Source organism: Superficieibacter sp. HKU1, from assembly GCF_029319185.1.
In the GTDB taxonomy this organism is placed as follows: Bacteria; Pseudomonadota; Gammaproteobacteria; order Enterobacterales; family Enterobacteriaceae; genus Superficieibacter.
Map to the genome: position 1 here is coordinate 4806232 of NZ_CP119754.1, position 17394 is coordinate 4823625.

Consider the following 17394-nt stretch of genomic DNA (forward strand, 5'->3'; position numbering starts at 1 on the left):
CCCTCCCGCTTTCTTATACTCACTGGCAAAACGAAAGCGGGGAAAACGACGTGCAAATAAAACGAGGCCGCAGGCGGGACGACAGCGTGCGGATTTCCATTCTCACTGCCATGCTGGCGCTGGTGGAAGACGGCGTCAGCTTCGCCCGTATCAACGTTGAACAGTTAGCTCGCCAGGCGGGCGTCAGCAAAACCACCATTTACAAATGGTGGCCGGGCAAAGAGGCGATTTTCTGCGAGGCCTTTCTGCGTCACGCCAGCGAAGCGCTTCCGGTGCTGGAATACGATGCCGGGAACCAGCGCGACTTTTACGCGCAGTTTATTGCCCGCGTGATTGAGATGGGAAAATTTCACCGCACCGCCGTCGCCAGAGTGATGATTGGCCTGGCGCTGGAACATCCAGACATTTCCACTCAGCTAAACGAAAAACACCAGCAGCCGCGCTATCAGGCGATGCGCACTATTTTCGAAAGCTGGTTTCTGGAACATGCAACAAAAGAAGACATCGCCTTTTTTCTGGAAATGAGTTTTTCGCTTATCTACAACTTTTCCGCCGCCAGACGTGATGAAGACATCGTGGCGTTAATTCGTCGGTTGTTCCGCACCGTATTCCCTGACTATGCGGAACTCGACTTAAATTACCCGTGAGAATTGCTGCATACGCGCTTTCTGGCGCAGATAAGCGTCAAAGCACATGCAGATATTACGGATCAGCAGGCGGCCCCTGGCGGTGACCTGAATGGCCTTTTCATTAACGTCCACCAGCCCATCCTTCGCCAGCGGGGCCAGCAGCTTAAGGTCTTCGGCAAAGTAGTCGTTAAAGTCGAGATCCCACTGGGCTTCGACGGCTTGCGTATCCAGGCGGAAATTACAAATCAGCGTCTTAATGACATCGCGGCGGATGCAATCATCACGCGTTAAGGCAATGCCGCGCCACAGCGCATTGCCCTGTTCATCGACCTGCTGATAATAGCGTTTCAGCTCTTTCTGGTTCTGCGCGTAGCAGTCGCCGATCATGCTGATGGCCGAAACGCCTATCCCCAGCAAATCGGTATCACCCTGGGTGGTATAGCCCTGGAAGTTACGATGCAGAATGCCCTCACGCTGGGCGACCGCCAGTTCGTTATCGGGACGGGCAAAATGATCCATGCCGATAAACTGGTAGCCGTCATCGGTCAGCGAGGCGATGGTTTCCTGCAAAATATCCAGCTTCTGCTGTGCTGTCGGCAGGTCGGCATCTTTGATTTTGCGCTGGGCAGCAAACAGGGTCGGCAGATGGGCATAGTTAAATACGCTAAGCCGGTCAGGGTTAAGCTCGGCCACACGCTTAAGCGTAAAAGCGAAGCTTTCCGGCGTTTGTTTTGGCAGGCCGTAGATTAAGTCGATATTGGTCGAGGTAAAACCGATATCCCGCGCATGGTTGAGCAGCGCAAAGATAAAATCTTCATCCTGCTCGCGGTTCACCAGCCGCTGAACCTCTTTGTTGAAGTCCTGCACGCCCATGCTCAGACGGTTAAAGCCTTCGGCGCGTAAATGATCGAGCACATCCAGCGCAATTTCACGGGGATCGACTTCGATCGAGATTTCTGCGCCGTTATTGAAGGCAAAATTGGTCCGCAACAGCGTCATCAAACGGCTAATTTGCGCTTTATTCAGGTAAGTTGGCGTGCCGCCGCCCCAGTGCAGCTGACTAACGTGTCGACCGGCGAACAGCGGCGCACGATGCAGAATTTCCTGCTCCAGCGCGTCAAGGTACTGATCGGCTTTATGCTGCTGGCGGGTGACGATTTTATTGCAGCCGCAGAAATAGCAGAGCTTATGGCAAAAAGGGATATGGACATAGAGCGACAGCGGCCGCTCAGGATAGCGCGCCACGGCGCTGAGAAACTCCGCCTCGCCAAAGTCTTCTGAAAACTCCAGCGCGGTGGGATAAGAGGTATAACGCGGCCCGGAATAGTTATATTTTTGGATCAGGGCCAGATCCCAGTCGATTAACTGCTCAGACATGCTCACTCCTTCCGATGATGCCGACGGCGGGTACGGTATACCGGCCGGACACCGTTTTTCGTTACCAGCCGGTTGCGCAGCCAACGTTGACGCCGCGACAACCGCTGTAGTTTAACGAATAACCACCCCAGATAACATATGACCGGAAGGAGTAGAAGCAGGACGGGCAAGCCGACCTGATGCAAACGTTACTTTCCGCCTTTCAGCAGGCGCATCATATCTTCCTGTTTTTCTTCCTCTTCCTCATCTTCGTCGTCATCGTAAGAAAGGCCGAGTTTTTGCATCAGTTCATCAATACGATCCAGTTTGGCATCGACCCAGGATTGCTCTTCAGCAGTCAGGGCTTCTCCCTCTTCAAGACGTTCCAGCAGCGCGTCCAGGCGCTCATCGTTCTCCAGCATATCCAGCTCATCCTGCGGTGAAAGCATAGGTTTCTCGCTCTTCGGTTTGTGCTGCCTGGTGACTGGCGCGTCGGTAACGCCCAGTGGAATCGGTGTTTTACTGCCAATACGCGGATCTTTTTGCTGCTTTTGGCCTTTAGCGCCAGAAGCGCCTTCACTGCCGGACGCACGGCTACCCGCCGAATGGCCGCGGTGCTTTTTCTTGCGCTTGAGCGCACGCGCTTCCTGGTTCAACTCTTCGCGAGTTTTGCGGCGAACTTTACTACGCGGTGCCGATGCTGGTTTTTTCATAATGTGAGATCTTTAAGCCGTTTTCTTTAGTATAGAATTGAGGCGGAATCTATCAGAAAGCAAGCAAAGAAAAAAGGCGACAGATTACTCTGTCGCCTTTTTTCCTGACTCACACCCTCAAGGGGCTCCACTTTCCCTGTTTGCTTACAACCAACCCTGTTTATCCCTTAGCTGGAACAATCCTTGTTGCAGTTCCCTTTCCTTGTAAAACGTCTCCGGACGTTTGTCTTCCTGACAATCCTGCGTCTTCGCCTCCTGGCGCTCCTGACCCTCATCCTGAGTCATCAATCCTGCTGGCGTCCTCGCCTGTGAGTCACACTTTACCGTACTGTGATGGGTATACAAGATATAGCGAGACGCGAAAAAGGGTAATCGGAAAAAGCTTAAAAACTAACCCTATGATTTACGTAGATAAAAAAATTTAGCTTAGGGATACGCGCCAGCAATTTCCCATAAGGATTATGGTCAATGTCTCACAAAGCGTATGGCTTTTACTTACATGACCGCCGTCCAGCCGAAAAAACAGTCTTTTTCCGTTGATCGGGTATAATCGCCGCCAACGCCTGAATTAACGGAGACGGCCATTTTGACAAGTTTTAATTACCAACAAACGCACTTTGTCACCAGTGCACCGGATATTCGCCATCTTCCTGGTGATACCGGCATAGAAGTGGCTTTCGCTGGCCGCTCCAATGCGGGCAAATCGAGCGCCCTGAATACGCTGACCAACCAGAAAAACCTTGCGCGGACGTCCAAAACGCCGGGGCGCACCCAGTTGATTAACCTGTTTGAGGTGGCTGAGGGTAAGCGCCTGGTTGACCTTCCGGGCTATGGCTATGCCGAAGTTCCTGAAGAGATGAAAATTAAGTGGCAGCGCGCGCTCGGCGAATATCTGGAAAAGCGCCAGTGTTTGCAGGGCGTGGTGATCCTGATGGATATCCGCCATCCGCTTAAAGATCTCGATCAGCAGATGATTCAGTGGGCCGTGGAGAGCAATATTCAGGTGCTGGTGCTGCTGACCAAAGCAGATAAACTGGCCAGCGGCGCACGTAAAGCGCAGCTCAATATGGTTCGCGAAGCGGTGCTGGCCTTTAACGGCGATGTGCAGGTTGAAGCGTTTTCGTCGCTGAAGAAGCTGGGCGTGGATAAACTGCGGCAGAAGCTGGATAGCTGGTTTAGCGACCTCCCTCCGGTCACGGAAGAAGAAGACGCTGAATAAAACAGGCGCGGCATAGTCCGCGTTTTTTGTTTCGCCCAATAAAAAACGCCCCGGTCATTACTGACCGGGGCGGCTAAATATTCAGCCAAATCCGATTACGTGAAGTAAAAGGTCTGAAAGATAGAACATCTTACCTCTGTACCCTACGCGAATAACTCTACTCTTTTTTTAGCCACCTGCGAAGCCCTTTTTGTAATTTTTTTTCACTCTTTACATACCGAATTCTAATGTTCATCACAAAACACGATAAGTTATGTTGCTCACTTACGAAAAAGCGCTTATTACAGCCAAATCTTAGTGAGCCTGATCCCAGTTTTCACCGCTATCCACTTCCACCAGCAACGGCACGTCAAGCTGGGTACAGTTTTCCATCAGTTCATGGATTTTTTTCGACACGGTTGCGACGTCATCTTTGTGCACTTCAAACACCAGTTCATCGTGTACCTGCATGATCATCCGCACGCGCGGTTTTTCCGTTTCCAGCCATTCATCGACCGCAATCATCGCCCGTTTAATAATATCCGCCGCGGTACCCTGCATCGGGGCGTTGATGGCCGCACGTTCAGCGCCCGCCCGCCGTGCCGCGTTGCTGGATTTGATATCCGGCAGGTAAAGACGGCGGCCATCCAGGGTTTCCACGTAGCCTTTCTCTTTCGCCTGCGCGCGGGTGCGCTCCATATACTCCATTACGCCAGGGTAGCGCTCGAAGTAGAGGTCCATATATTTCTGCGACTCTTTACGCGGAATATTGAGCTGGCGCGACAGGCCGAAAGCGCTCATCCCGTAGATCAGGCCAAAGTTAATCGCTTTCGCGCTGCGGCGCTGCTCGTTTGTCACGCGATCCAGCGGCAGGCCAAACACCTCCGCCGCCGTAGCGCGGTGAATGTCTTTCCCTTCAGCAAACGCTGTCAGCAGTCCTTTATCACGCGACAGGTGCGCCATGATGCGCAGCTCGATTTGCGAGTAGTCGGCGGAGACGATGACGTAATCCTCCGGCGCGATAAAGGCCTGGCGGATGCGACGGCCTTCGTCATTACGCACCGGAATATTTTGCAGGTTAGGATCGGTTGAAGAAAGCCGTCCCGTGGCCGTGACCGCCTGATGATAGGAAGTATGTACGCGACCGGTTTTCGGGTTAATCATCAGCGGCAGCTTATCGGTATAGGTCGATTTCAGCTTCGCCAGGCCGCGATATTCCAGGATGACTTTCGGCAGCGGATAATCCAGCGCCAGCTCCTCCAGCACCTCTTCCGAGGTAGACGGCGCGCCGCCAGGCGTTTTCTTCAGCGGCTTGATGCCCTGCTTCTCAAACAGGATCGTTTGCAGCTGTTTGGTCGAGGAGAGATTAAACGGCTCGCCCGCGATGTCGTGCGCCTTCTGCTCAAGTTCGGTCAGACGTAGCGCAATTTCACCGGAGTGTTTATGCAATACCGCCGGATCGATTTTAACGCCGTTGCGCTCAATACGGGAAATTACCGGCACCAGCGGCATTTCAATGTTCTGGAAGATATTAAGCGGACCCGCGTGCTGTTGCAGTTCCGGCCACATTTTCAGGTGCAGTTGCAGCGTAACGTCGGCATCTTCCGCCGCATAGTGCCCGGCCTCTTCCAGCGCGATCTGGTTGAAGGTGAGCTGGTTTTTTCCTTTACCGGCAATCTCTTCAAAGGAAACGGTCTTATGCTTCAGCCAGCGATCGGACAGAGAATCCATATCGTGACGGCCCACCACACTGTCCAGGGTGTAGGATTCCAGCATGGTATCAAAGGCGATGCCGCGCAGTTCGATGCCGTAGTTCTGCAGGATACCGCGATCGAACTTCAGGTTTTGCCCAACCTTCAAAAGCGTTTCATCTTCCAGCAGCGGTTTGAGCAATTCGAGCGCTCGCTCGCGGGAAATTTGATCCGGTGCATCAAGGTAGTCATGCGCGACAGGGATATAGGCGGCAACGCCCGGCTCGGTAGCGAAAGAAATGCCAACCAGGTTAGCGCTGATATTATCCAGGCTGTCGGTTTCGGTATCGAACGCAAATACCGGCGTCTTCTTCAGCGTGGCAATCCAGCTTTGCAGGGTTTCTTCATCAAGAATAGTGACGTACTGCTCTGATGACAGGGTGGCAACCGTTGGCGTTACGTCCGCCTCCACCACCAGCGTCTCCTGAGATTTTGCTGCCGGTCTCGCTCCCTTCGCCTGTAGCCATTTGCCCGCTTCAACGTCGGTAAACCAGCGCTTAAATTCGTATTTTTTGAATAGCGCCAGCAGCTCTTCAACCGCAGGCGGCTGTACTTCAAGCTGATCGCAGGTCAGTTCCAGCTCAACGTCCGTTTTGATGGTCGCCAGCTGATAGGAGAGGTAAGCCACCTCTTTATTTTGCTCCAGCTTCGCGGCCATGGTTTTCGCGCCGCGGAAAGAGAGGCCTGCAATTTTTTCCGGCTCGGCATAAAGCGTATCAAGACCGCCCAGCCCCTGTAACAATGCCTGCGCGGTTTTCTCTCCGACGCCCGGCACGCCAGGGATGTTATCCGACGAATCGCCCATCAGGGCGAGGAAATCAATGATCAGTTCTGGCGGCACGCCGTATTTGGTCGCCACTTCTTCCGGCCCCAGAATGGTATTGGTCATGGTGTTGATAAGCGTGATATTTGGCGTCACCAGCTGCGCCATGTCTTTATCGCCGGTACTGATCAGTACCGGACGCCCCGCTTTATCTGCTTCACGCGCCAGCGTACCAATAACGTCATCCGCCTCAACGCCGGACACCGCCGTCAGCGGCAGGCCCATTGCTTTTACCATCGCATGCAGCGGCTCGATCTGCGCACGCAGATCGTCCGGCATTGGCGGGCGGTGGGATTTGTAATGCTCAAACAGCTCGTCGCGGAAAGTTTTGCCTTTAGCGTCAAAGACCACGACCGCATGAGTAGGCTGATACTGCATGATCAGACTACGCAGCATGTTGAGCACGCCGTACATCGCGCCCGTCGGTTCTCCGGCACTATTGGTCAGAGGAGGAAACGCATGATAGGCCCGGTAAAGATAGGATGAGCCATCAACCAGGATGAGTGGGTTTTCTGAGATCTGAACCATAATTTCCATGCCTGTTTATCAGTTTATGGTTAAAGGATGCCACAGACCGGATAAAAACTTGAATTTTTCCCTTAAATTGATCGAAAAGAATCTCCGATCATGAGGATCGCTCGCAGAGTTATCCTGTGGATAACTTTGTGTATAGATTTTTATGCTCGTATAACAAGAAGAAAACGCGGCACATCTACGATCATAAATTTCTTTATATTCATGGAATTATTTAAGATCCGCGATTATTTCAGGATCAATGCTGGTAATTTAACCGATGTGGATATAAGTACTATTTTTTAGTAGCCGGGTGTGGGTATTGTCACATTTTGTGCATTCGCTCAGACTATCCGTGCCCGTAGCCTGAGCGAAGCATTAAAACTGATTAATGAAGAGAGCCAAGCCGACCATATTGCTGGCGGAATTCCTCGACGGTCATTTTCTTACCGTTGAGAGTAATGTAGCCCTGGCTATATCGCACGTCTATTTTAACCGTATTATTTTCCAGGGTAATAAGCTTAAACATGCTGCCCAGCCCCACCAGACCGTTAACGCCCTGAGTTGCCTTAGCTTTCGCACTTTCTTCAGATTTATGATCTGCGATCATTAAACCCTTTTTACCCACTTCAATAGCCATATCCACGGGCAGAACCAGCTTACCCGAAACATATTTCAGCTGACTATCCAGAACCGCCGTTTTACTTGCGCTGTCATCTAATGTCTTATGGGTATCAGCAGCCTGATAATCCAGATTTAACGCGGCTTCGCCTTTCTCATTTTTCCAGCTGATAAGCCACTTCACTTCCGGCTCGCCTTTTTTCAGTTTGCTGGCATGCGCCGCTATCAACGCTTTTAACTTGTTAAGGATATAAATTGAATCTTCTTGCTGAGCAGGCGTACTCGCGACAAATTCTTTACTGAGCTGCTGGTAATCTTTCATGAAATCAGCGAAGGCAACAGCATCTAATGAGGCGAGATCCAAAGTGATTTTACCTCCACCGAAATCCTGCCCCAGAACACTCAGCGAGGCGACTGCATATTCGCCTTTAGCATTCAGCTTTTTATTGTCAGCGGAAAGATCGGCATTAGCACTAAAGCTCAGGCCATCTAATCGGGCGAATGGTTTGCCAGCCGTGGTAATACGTATGCTTTCAAAATCGAGCCGTTGATCGCCCGTCATAAAGTCAAACGGCGTCTTGTTTAGATGACCCGAAAACGTCATGCCCGGTATAACCATTTCAATGTTATTTTTGCCTGAGACAGTGATTTTTTTACTTTTACCCTCATAGCTAAAGGCGTTCATGGATGCATTAGCATCGACATGGTATGACGCGCCTTCGAACGTTAAGGAACTGTTTTGGTACTTATATTTAGCCGGTACCAGGGTAATGTCAGATGAAGTACTACCGTCCCAGGCAAAATTGACGATGGCTTCTACCGGACTTTTCCCTTTTGCACCATCAAATGCCGGTTTGGTCAGTTCATTGTTAACTAATGACAGTTTGGCTGAGGCCATCGCAGGCAGAATATTTCCTGAGCCAAGACGAGCCAGAGGGAAAGGTCCATGATCAACATCGATATTTAATTGTAAGCTCTGGTTAGATTTTATCCCGTCAATGTTGATACCTTTTACTGGCGCGATATCAAGAATAAAATGGCTACTAAACAAACCGCGATGAAAATCTTTAACGGTTGAATGGATTTCGGCACCCAGTTTTTTACTGGTGTCGGCTGTTAACTTGTTAACCACTACGTCAACATTCTTCTCCAGCTGTTTTCCGGTGTACCATGCGCTACCAGTCCATACCACGCCAAGCGCAATAATTACGCCTACGGCGATCGTTGATTTTTTCATATTCATCATCCTTAATAAAATAGCTCCATCAATTCACAGGATTTATAATTAATGCAATAAAAACAGATGGTTACAATTGACAATACTATCGTTTGTTATGCGCACGTTGTCCAGCTTTTGCGCTATTTTTTATTGCAGGCAAAAAAAACGCCTGAGCTATTCACTCAGGCGTTTTTAAGATTTAAAGCAGCGTTATTTTTTCTCAACCAGCTGTTTCACGGTGTTTGCGTACTGCTGGATAAAGACATCCATATTACTGGTGTCCATACCCTGCGGATTAAGCTGGTATTTACCGTTTACATACATTGCCGGTACACCCTGAAGTTGCAGATCGGCAGCCGCTTTTTCCTGCTGAGCGACCAGCGATTTCACTACAAAGCTGTTCCATGCAGCATCGTATTCTTCACCCTTAACGCCTGCATCCACGAATACCTTACGAATATCGGCAACGGACTGCACCGATTGTGTTTTTTGTACTGCATTAAACATCGGAGCGGTGATTTTGTCTTCCACACCCAATGCCACAGCAACTGCCCATGCCTGGGTCATCTCTTTGCCCAAAGGACCAAGGAATTCAACGTGGTATTTTGTCATCTTAGTGCCTTGTGGCAGCTTCTGTTTAACCGTATCAGAAACGTGCAGCACCTGTTCAAACTCATAGCAGTGCGGGCAATAAAATGAGAAAAACTCCAGCACCTGAGGCTCACCGGCGACCGGTTTATCAAGCGTGATATATTCCTTGCCATCAGTGATTTGTGCCGCTGATGCGCTAAATGCCAGAATCATACCTGCCAGTGCCAGCCAAATTTTTTTCATTGGTAACTCTCTCCTGAATATAGTCATTAATACATTGGCGTTAATTGTAGAGGGGGTTCTTGTAGAACCCGAATCTGTTCGGTGAATATTTGTTTTTGTCTGTACCAGTAATCTTCCTCGGCAAGCCAGGGGAAGTTTGCCGGAAAAGCAGGGTCGTCCCAGCGACGGATCAACCATGCCAGATAATAAACCAGCCTCATGGCACGTAAAGGCTCAATCAGTCCTAATTCATCGGAATTAAACTCACTGAATTCCTCATAGGCTTCAATGATGGTCTCCAGTTGCATGCGCTGCTCAGCCTTATCTCCGTTTAGCAGCATCCATAAATCCTGAATGGCCGGGCCACTGCGCGCATCGTCCAAATCCACAAACAGCGGACCGTCGCGCCAGAGAATATTGCCGGCATGACAGTCGCCGTGTAAACGTAGCGACGTAAAGCGATTATGCCATTGACCATTAACAGCGTCGATCAGCGCATCGGTGGTCTGCAAAAACGCCTCTTTTTGCCTGGCAGGGATCAGGGTGCAGTTTTCTAATATCTGCCGTGGTGCGATCAGGTATTCCTGAACACCTATCGCCGGACGGAACTGAAAGGGGTGTTTACGACCTGTCTGGTGCAGACGCCCAAGATAGCGCCCGACCCACTCCATCTGATCAAGATTATCCGCTTCGAACTGACGACCACCCATGCTCGGGAATATCGCATAGAAAAATCCCTGATGAGTCAGCAGGGTCCGATCGTTAAATTTTAGCGGCGCGGCAACGGGGACATCATCATGCTGAAGCTCCAGTGCAAACTGATGCTCTTCCTGTATCTGCTCAGCCGACCAGCGTTCAGGGCGGTAGAACTTAACCACAAAGCGGCGGCGATCTTCATCCTGAAACTGGTAGACACGGTTTTCATAGCTATTGAGCGGCGTAAGCCCGGAATCCACCCGAATACCCTGGTCGAACAGCGCATCCATGATGGTATCCGGATGTAATGTCTGGAATGTGAAAGCCTTGTCGTTCATCCTGGCATCCGAAAAAATACGAATGATTCAGGATATCATTTCATAGCGCTTTCGGAGGCTCCGCTTACAAGGTTTTACTCTTTAATTACGCCGCGTGCGCGAAGGAGCGCGGTTTTAAAGTCCTCTTCATAATCTTTCTGAATCCCTGGAATAACGGCATCTTTTGATGAGCCGCGCATTTTCAGGTGATAGATCAGGATATCGTCAGAAAGGTCGGCGAGATCGCCTTCGTATCCTGACTCCGTAGCCAGTTTCTGTAAAAATTGAATAAGGTTCAGCTCCGGCTCGTTCTGCCAGGCAGGCTGAAGAAGTTCAATCACTTCGTTAAGACGTTTACACTTCATAGCGTGACTCCTTACTTTTCGTTAAGACACGTTAGCAGGGTCAATCCCACAATAAAAGAGGCGATATCAGTGGATCAGGATAGTGCAGTAACGGGCGTCGTGCTGGCTGGAGGGAGATCGACCCGGATGGGGGGCAGAGATAAGGGGCTTATTGAGCTCCACGGGCGACCGTTGTGGAAGTGGGTGGCCGGGACACTGTCTTCTCAGGTAGAGAACGTGGTAATCAGCGCTAATCGTAATCTCGATAGTTATCAGGCCAGCGGACTTCCGGTGATAGAGGATTCGCTGGCGGATTTCCCGGGTCCCCTGGCGGGGATACTTTCCGTGATGCAGCAGGTTAACAGCGAATGGTTTCTTTTTTGCCCCTGCGATACGCCCGCTATCCCGGACGATCTATTATTACGTTTTAAAGCAGAGATAGAGGGAGCCGCCGCTGTATGGGCGCATGATGGCGAACGCGATCATCCGGCAATTGCGCTGCTGCACAGGCGTCTTATTCCATCGCTACAGGATTATCTTCAGGCCGGTGAGCGCCGCGTAATGGTGTTTCTGCGACAGAGCGGGGGGCATTCTGTTGATTTCAGCGATCGCCCGGCGGCGTTTGTGAATGTGAATACGCCTGAACAACTGGCGCACTGGCAGGAGAAACAATGATCCCTGTACTGGCAATTGCGGCATGGAGCGGCACTGGCAAGACAACGCTGCTTAAGAAACTGATCCCGGCACTGTGTGAACGAGGTATCCGGCCCGGCCTGATTAAGCATACGCATCATAATATGGATATCGATAAGCCCGGAAAGGACAGTTATGAATTACGTAAGGCGGGAGCCGCACAAACGGTAGTAGCCAGTCAGCAGCGCTGGGCGCTTATGACGGAAACGCCAGAAGCGAAAACCCTGGATCTGGCTTATCTGGTCAGCCGGATGGATCATTCCACCCTGGATCTGGTGTTGGTAGAAGGATTTAAGCAGGAGAGTATCGCAAAGATCCTGCTTTTCAGAGCCGGTGCGGGGCATGAACCGGGCGAATTAGCGCTGGATACGCATGTGGTTGCTGTTGCCAGCGATGTTCTTCTGACGCTGGATGTACCTGTACTGAATTTGAATGACGTCGGGGAAATAGTGGCGTTTATTGAGATGTGGATGGCGGGGCAGGAGACACTATAGACTTCGTTTTGCCCGGTTGCGCAGCGCTTACCGGGCCAGGAGACGGGGATACCGTATTGCTGGCAGGATCAGGCAGAACGCAAAAAGCCCATCCGTCAGGATGGGCTTCTCACTTGTTTGATGCCTGGCAGTTCCCTACTCTCGCATGGGGAGACCCCACACTACCATCGGCGCTACGGCGTTTCACTTCTGAGTTCGGCATGGGGTCAGGTGGGACCACCGCGCTGTTGCCGCCAGGCAAATTCTGTTTACCAGGGTGCATTCCGCACACTGATTAATCTGGTTCAGGCTGAAAATCTCTCTCAAATCCGCCAAAACAGCTTCGGCGTTGTAAGGTTAAGCCTCACGGTTCATTAGTACCGGTTAGCTCAACGCATCGCTGCGCTTACACACCCGGCCTATCAACGTCGTCGTCTTCAACGTTCCTTCAGGAGACTTAAAGTCTCAGGGAGAACTCATCTCGGGGCAAGTTTCGTGCTTAGATGCTTTCAGCACTTATCTCTTCCGCATTTAGCTACCGGGCAGTGCCATTGGCATGACAACCCGAACACCAGTGATGCGTCCACTCCGGTCCTCTCGTACTAGGAGCAGCCCCCCTCAGTTCTCCAGCGCCCACGGCAGATAGGGACCGAACTGTCTCACGACGTTCTAAACCCAGCTCGCGTACCACTTTAAATGGCGAACAGCCATACCCTTGGGACCTACTTCAGCCCCAGGATGTGATGAGCCGACATCGAGGTGCCAAACACCGCCGTCGATATGAACTCTTGGGCGGTATCAGCCTGTTATCCCCGGAGTACCTTTTATCCGTTGAGCGATGGCCCTTCCATTCAGAACCACCGGATCACTATGACCTGCTTTCGCACCTGCTCGCGCCGTCACGCTCGCAGTCAAGCCAGCTTATGCCATTGCACTAACCTCCTGATGTCCGACCAGGATTAGCTGACCTTCGTGCTCCTCCGTTACGCTTTAGGAGGAGACCGCCCCAGTCAAACTACCCACCAGACACTGTCCGCAACCCGGATTACGGGCCCACGTTAGAACACCAGCCATTAAAGGGTGGTATTTCAAGGACGGCTCCATGCAGACTGGCGTCCACACTTCAAAGCCTCCCACCTATCCTACACATCAAGGACCAGTGTTCAGTGTCAAGCTATAGTAAAGGTTCACGGGGTCTTTCCGTCTTGCCGCGGGTACACTGCATCTTCACAGCGAGTTCAATTTCACTGAGTCCCGGGTGGAGACAGCCTGGCCATCATTACGCCATTCGTGCAGGTCGGAACTTACCCGACAAGGAATTTCGCTACCTTAGGACCGTTATAGTTACGGCCGCCGTTTACCGGGGCTTCGATCAGGAGCTTCTCTTGCGATAACCCCATCAATTAACCTTCCGGCACCGGGCAGGCGTCACACCGTATACGTCCACTTTCGTGTTTGCACAGTGCTGTGTTTTTAATAAACAGTTGCAGCCAGCTGGTATCTTCGACTGGTTTCAGCTCCGTGAGCAAGTCACTTCACCTACGCACCAGCGTGCCTTCTCCCGAAGTTACGGCACCATTTTGCCTAGTTCCTTCACCCGGGTTCTCTCAAGCGCCTTGGTATTCTCTACCTGACCACCTGTGTCGGTTTGGGGTACGATTTCGTGTTACCTGATGCTTAGAGGCTTTTCCTGGAAGCAGGGCATTTGTCACTTCAGCACCGTAGTGCCTCGTCATCACGCCTCAGTGTTAATGCGCAACCGGATTTACCTGGTCGCACCACCTTCACGCTTAAACCGGGACAACCGTCGCCCGGCCGACATAGCCTTCTCCGTCCCCCCTTCGCAGTAACACCAAGTACGGGAATATTAACCCGTTTCCCATCGACTACGCCTTTCGGCCTCGCCTTAGGGGTCGACTCACCCTGCCCCGATTAACGTTGGACAGGAACCCTTGGTCTTCCGGCGTGCGGGTTTTTCACCCGCATTATCGTTACTTATGTCAGCATTCGCACTTCTGATACCTCCAGCAGCCCTCACAGGCCACCTTCAACGGCTTACAGAACGCTCCCCTACCCAACAACGCATAAGCGTCGCTGCCGCAGCTTCGGTGCATGGTTTAGCCCCGTTACATCTTCCGCGCAGGCCGACTCGACCAGTGAGCTATTACGCTTTCTTTAAATGATGGCTGCTTCTAAGCCAACATCCTGGCTGTCTGGGCCTTCCCACATCGTTTCCCACTTAACCATGACTTTGGGACCTTAGCTGGCGGTCTGGGTTGTTTCCCTCTTCACGACGGACGTTAGCACCCGCCGTGTGTCTCCCGTGATAACATTCTTCGGTATTCGCAGTTTGCATCGGATCGGTAAGTCGGGATGACCCCCTGGCCGAAACAGTGCTCTACCCCCGAAGATGAGTTCACGAGGCGCTACCTAAATAGCTTTCGGGGAGAACCAGCTATCTCCCGGTTTGATTGGCCTTTCACCCCCAGCCACAGGTCATCCGCTAATTTTTCAACATTAGTCGGTTCGGTCCTCCAGTTAGTGTTACCCAACCTTCAACCTGCCCATGGCTAGATCACCGGGTTTCGGGTCTATACCCTGCAACTTAACGCCCAATTAAGACTCGGTTTCCCTCCGGCTCCCCTATACGGTTAACCTTGCTACAGAATATAAGTCGCTGACCCATTATACAAAAGGTACGCAGTCACCCCACAAGGAGGCTCCCACTGCTTGTACGTACACGGTTTCAGGTTCTTTTTCACTCCCCTCGCCGGGGTTCTTTTCGCCTTTCCCTCACGGTACTGGTTCACTATCGGTCAGTCAGGAGTATTTAGCCTTGGAGGATGGTCCCCCCATATTCAGACAGGATACCACGTGTCCCGCCCTACTCTTCGAGTTCACAGCATGTGTGATTTTGTGTACGGGACTATCACCCTGTACCGCCGGACTTTCCAGACCGTTCCACTACCACACACGCTGATTCAGACTCCGGGCTCCTCCCCGTTCGCTCGCCGCTACTGGGGGAATCTCGGTTGATTTCTTTTCCTCGGGGTACTTAGATGTTTCAGTTCCCCCGGTTCGCCTCGTTAAGCTATGTATTCACTTAACGATAGTGCAACGGATTGCACTGGGTTTCCCCATTCGGGTATCGCCGGGTATAACGGTTCATATCACCTTACCGGCGCTTATCGCAGATTAGCACGCCCTTCATCGCCTCTGACTGCCAGGGCATCCACCGTGTACGCTTAGTCGCTTAACCTCACAACCCGAAGCTGTTTCACTTCGTGTTGCGAAAATTTGAGAGACCCACGAACAACTCGCGTTGTTCAGTGTTTTTCAATTTTCAGCTTGATCCAGATTTTTAAAGAGCAAATATCTCAAACGTGACTCGTGAGTCAGTTTTGAGATACGTTTGGTTGTGCCTTTCACCCACAGCCAGCAAGTGGCGTCCCCTAGGGGATTCGAACCCCTGTTGCCGCCGTGAAAGGGCGGAGTCCTAACCGCTAGACGAAGGGGACACGGAGTGTCGCGACTTCGCAGCCGTCTTGCTCGTTACTTTTCATCAGACAATCTGTGTGAGCACTTCAAAGGCAGGTTCTTTAAGGTAAGGAGGTGATCCAACCGCAGGTTCCCCTACGGTTACCTTGTTACGACTTCACCCCAGTCATGAATCACAAAGTGGTAAGCGCCCTCCCGAAGGTTAAGCTACCTACTTCTTTTGCAACCCACTCCCATGGTGTGACGGGCGGTGTGTACAAGGCCCGGGAACGTATTCACCGTGGCATTCTGATCCACGATTACTAGCGATTCCGACTTCACGGAGTCGAGTTGCAGACTCCGATCCGGACTACGACATACTTTATGAGGTCCGCTTGCTCTCGCGAGGTCGCTTCTCTTTGTATATGCCATTGTAGCACGTGTGTAGCCCTGGTCGTAAGGGCCATGATGACTTGACGTCATCCCCACCTTCCTCCAGTTTATCACTGGCAGTCTCCTTTGAGTTCCCGGCCGGACCGCTGGCAACAAAGGATAAGGGTTGCGCTCGTTGCGGGACTTAACCCAACATTTCACAACACGAGCTGACGACAGCCATGCAGCACCTGTCTCACGGTTCCCGAAGGCACAAATCCATCTCTGGATTCTTCCGTGGATGTCAAGACCAGGTAAGGTTCTTCGCGTTGCATCGAATTAAACCACATGCTCCACCGCTTGTGCGGGCCCCCGTCAATTCATTTGAGTTTTAACCTTGCGGCCGTACTCCCCAGGCGGTCGACTTAACGCGTTAGCTCCGGAAGCCACGCCTCAAGGGCACAACCTCCAAGTCGACATCGTTTACGGCGTGGACTACCAGGGTATCTAATCCTGTTTGCTCCCCACGCTTTCGCACCTGAGCGTCAGTCTTTGTCCAGGGGGCCGCCTTCGCCACCGGTATTCCTCCAGATCTCTACGCATTTCACCGCTACACCTGGAATTCTACCCCCCTCTACAAGACTCCAGTCTGACAGTTTCGAATGCAGTTCCCGGGTTGAGCCCGGGGATTTCACATCCGACTTGTCAGACCGCCTGCGTGCGCTTTACGCCCAGTAATTCCGATTAACGCTTGCACCCTCCGTATTACCGCGGCTGCTGGCACGGAGTTAGCCGGTGCTTCTTCTGCGGGTAACGTCAATCAACGTGGTTATTAACCACATCGCCTTCCTCCCCGCTGAAAGTACTTTACAACCCGAAGGCCTTCTTCATACACGCGGCATGGCTGCATCAGGCTTGCGCCCATTGTGCAATATTCCCCACTGCTGCCTCCCGTAGGAGTCTGGACCGTGTCTCAGTTCCAGTGTGGCTGGTCATCCTCTCAGACCAGCTAGGGATCGTCGCCTTGGTGAGCCGTTACCCCACCAACCAGCTAATCCCATCTGGGCACATCCGATGGCAAGAGGCCCGAAGGTCCCCCTCTTTGGTCCGAAGACGTTATGCGGTATTAGCTACCGTTTCCAGTAGTTATCCCCCTCCATCAGGCAGTTTCCCAGACATTACTCACCCGTCCGCCACTCGTCAGCGAAGCAGCAAGCTGCTTCCTGTTACCGTTCGACTTGCATGTGTTAGGCCTGCCGCCAGCGTTCAATCTGAGCCATGATCAAACTCTTCAATTTAAGTTTGATGCTCAAAGAATTAAACTTCGTAATGAATTACGTGTTCACTCTGAGACTTGGTATTTCTTTTTGCCTTTCGGCATTTAAG

At 51.7% G+C, this 17394-nt stretch carries 12 protein-coding genes, 1 tRNA gene and 3 rRNA genes; 4 read left to right on the top strand and 12 right to left on the bottom strand.

Going from position 1 to position 17394, the window contains the following annotated elements; all coding sequences use genetic code 11:
- Positions 1–50: 50 nt before the first annotated feature.
- Positions 51–647 carry a TetR/AcrR family transcriptional regulator gene (locus P0H77_RS22850; protein ID WP_276160300.1) on the top strand — a complete coding sequence of 199 codons (597 nt, stop codon included), beginning with the start codon at positions 51–53 and terminating at the stop codon, positions 645–647.
- Here the strand turns inward: P0H77_RS22850 and hemN are convergent.
- From hemN to P0H77_RS22865, 3 genes are all read right to left on the bottom strand, one after another.
- Complete coding sequence (hemN, locus tag P0H77_RS22855; protein WP_276160301.1) at positions 633–2006, bottom strand: oxygen-independent coproporphyrinogen III oxidase; 1374 nt, start codon at positions 2004–2006, stop codon at positions 633–635. The genes P0H77_RS22850 and hemN overlap by 15 nt on opposite strands.
- A 188-nt stretch (positions 2007–2194) precedes the next feature.
- A complete protein-coding gene (gene yihI, locus P0H77_RS22860) occupies positions 2195–2698 on the bottom strand; it encodes a Der GTPase-activating protein YihI (protein WP_276160302.1) in 504 nt (167 codons plus the stop codon).
- A gap of 144 nt (positions 2699–2842) precedes the next feature.
- Positions 2843–2983 (bottom strand): hypothetical protein, encoded by a 141-nt coding sequence (locus P0H77_RS22865; RefSeq protein ID WP_276160309.1) that lies wholly within the window; start codon positions 2981–2983, stop codon positions 2843–2845.
- A 301-nt stretch (positions 2984–3284) separates the two neighbouring features.
- On the opposite strand from P0H77_RS22865, the gene yihA reads away from it, so the two are divergent.
- Positions 3285–3917, top strand: coding sequence for a ribosome biogenesis GTP-binding protein YihA/YsxC (yihA, locus tag P0H77_RS22870; protein ID WP_176919575.1), 633 nt, complete (start codon positions 3285–3287; stop codon positions 3915–3917).
- A gap of 294 nt (positions 3918–4211) precedes the next feature.
- Here the strand turns inward: yihA and polA are convergent, their stop codons facing one another.
- The 5 genes from polA to P0H77_RS22895 form a co-directional block, all read right to left on the bottom strand.
- Positions 4212–6998 (bottom strand): DNA polymerase I, encoded by a 2787-nt coding sequence (gene polA, locus P0H77_RS22875; protein ID WP_276160327.1) that lies wholly within the window; start codon positions 6996–6998, stop codon positions 4212–4214.
- A gap of 373 nt (positions 6999–7371) precedes the next feature.
- On the bottom strand, positions 7372–8841 hold the full coding sequence (locus P0H77_RS22880; protein WP_276160335.1) for a YdgA family protein: 1470 nt from the start codon (positions 8839–8841) through the stop codon (positions 7372–7374).
- A 192-nt stretch (positions 8842–9033) separates the two neighbouring features.
- Positions 9034–9657 carry a thiol:disulfide interchange protein DsbA gene (dsbA, locus tag P0H77_RS22885; RefSeq protein ID WP_276160338.1) on the bottom strand — a complete coding sequence of 208 codons (624 nt, stop codon included), beginning with the start codon at positions 9655–9657 and terminating at the stop codon, positions 9034–9036.
- Between the two features lie 26 nt (positions 9658–9683).
- Positions 9684–10670, bottom strand: a complete 987-nt coding sequence (locus P0H77_RS22890; RefSeq protein WP_276160339.1) for a serine/threonine protein kinase — start codon at positions 10668–10670, stop codon at positions 9684–9686.
- A 74-nt stretch (positions 10671–10744) separates the two neighbouring features.
- On the bottom strand, positions 10745–11014 hold the full coding sequence (locus P0H77_RS22895) for a YihD family protein (RefSeq protein WP_276160340.1): 270 nt from the start codon (positions 11012–11014) through the stop codon (positions 10745–10747).
- Between the two features lie 69 nt (positions 11015–11083).
- Between P0H77_RS22895 and mobA the strand changes: the two genes are divergently transcribed.
- Positions 11084–11668, top strand: coding sequence for a molybdenum cofactor guanylyltransferase MobA (gene mobA, locus P0H77_RS22900; RefSeq protein WP_276160341.1), 585 nt, complete (start codon positions 11084–11086; stop codon positions 11666–11668).
- On the top strand, positions 11650–12180 hold the full coding sequence (gene mobB / locus P0H77_RS22905) for a molybdopterin-guanine dinucleotide biosynthesis protein MobB (RefSeq protein ID WP_276165205.1): 531 nt from the start codon (positions 11650–11652) through the stop codon (positions 12178–12180). Before mobA ends, mobB begins: the two co-directional genes overlap by 19 nt.
- 122 nt (positions 12181–12302) lie before the next feature.
- Here the strand turns inward: mobB and rrf are convergent.
- The 4 genes from rrf to P0H77_RS22925 form a co-directional block, all read right to left on the bottom strand.
- Positions 12303–12418 (bottom strand): 5S ribosomal RNA (rrf, locus tag P0H77_RS22910).
- A gap of 94 nt (positions 12419–12512) precedes the next feature.
- Positions 12513–15418: ribosomal RNA gene (locus tag P0H77_RS22915) — 23S ribosomal RNA — on the bottom strand.
- Between the two features lie 184 nt (positions 15419–15602).
- Positions 15603–15677 (bottom strand) — tRNA-Glu (locus P0H77_RS22920).
- An 87-nt stretch (positions 15678–15764) separates the two neighbouring features.
- A 16S ribosomal RNA gene (locus P0H77_RS22925) occupies positions 15765–17306 on the bottom strand.
- Together the 16S, 23S and 5S rRNA genes with 1 tRNA gene alongside form the textbook arrangement of a ribosomal RNA operon.
- Positions 17307–17394 lie beyond the last annotated feature (88 nt).

Coding starts and splice junctions, on each gene's coding strand:
- hemN (WP_276160301.1), bottom strand. CDS start 2,006: ATGTCTGAGCAGTTAATCGACTGGGATCTGGCCCTGATCCAAAAATAT.
- yihI (WP_276160302.1), bottom strand. CDS start 2,698: ATGAAAAAACCAGCATCGGCACCGCGTAGTAAAGTTCGCCGCAAAACT.
- P0H77_RS22865 (WP_276160309.1), bottom strand. CDS start 2,983: ATGACTCAGGATGAGGGTCAGGAGCGCCAGGAGGCGAAGACGCAGGAT.
- polA (WP_276160327.1), bottom strand. CDS start 6,998: ATGGTTCAGATCTCAGAAAACCCACTCATCCTGGTTGATGGCTCATCC.
- P0H77_RS22880 (WP_276160335.1), bottom strand. CDS start 8,841: ATGAAAAAATCAACGATCGCCGTAGGCGTAATTATTGCGCTTGGCGTG.
- dsbA (WP_276160338.1), bottom strand. CDS start 9,657: ATGAAAAAAATTTGGCTGGCACTGGCAGGTATGATTCTGGCATTTAGC.
- P0H77_RS22890 (WP_276160339.1), bottom strand. CDS start 10,670: ATGAACGACAAGGCTTTCACATTCCAGACATTACATCCGGATACCATC.
- P0H77_RS22895 (WP_276160340.1), bottom strand. CDS start 11,014: ATGAAGTGTAAACGTCTTAACGAAGTGATTGAACTTCTTCAGCCTGCC.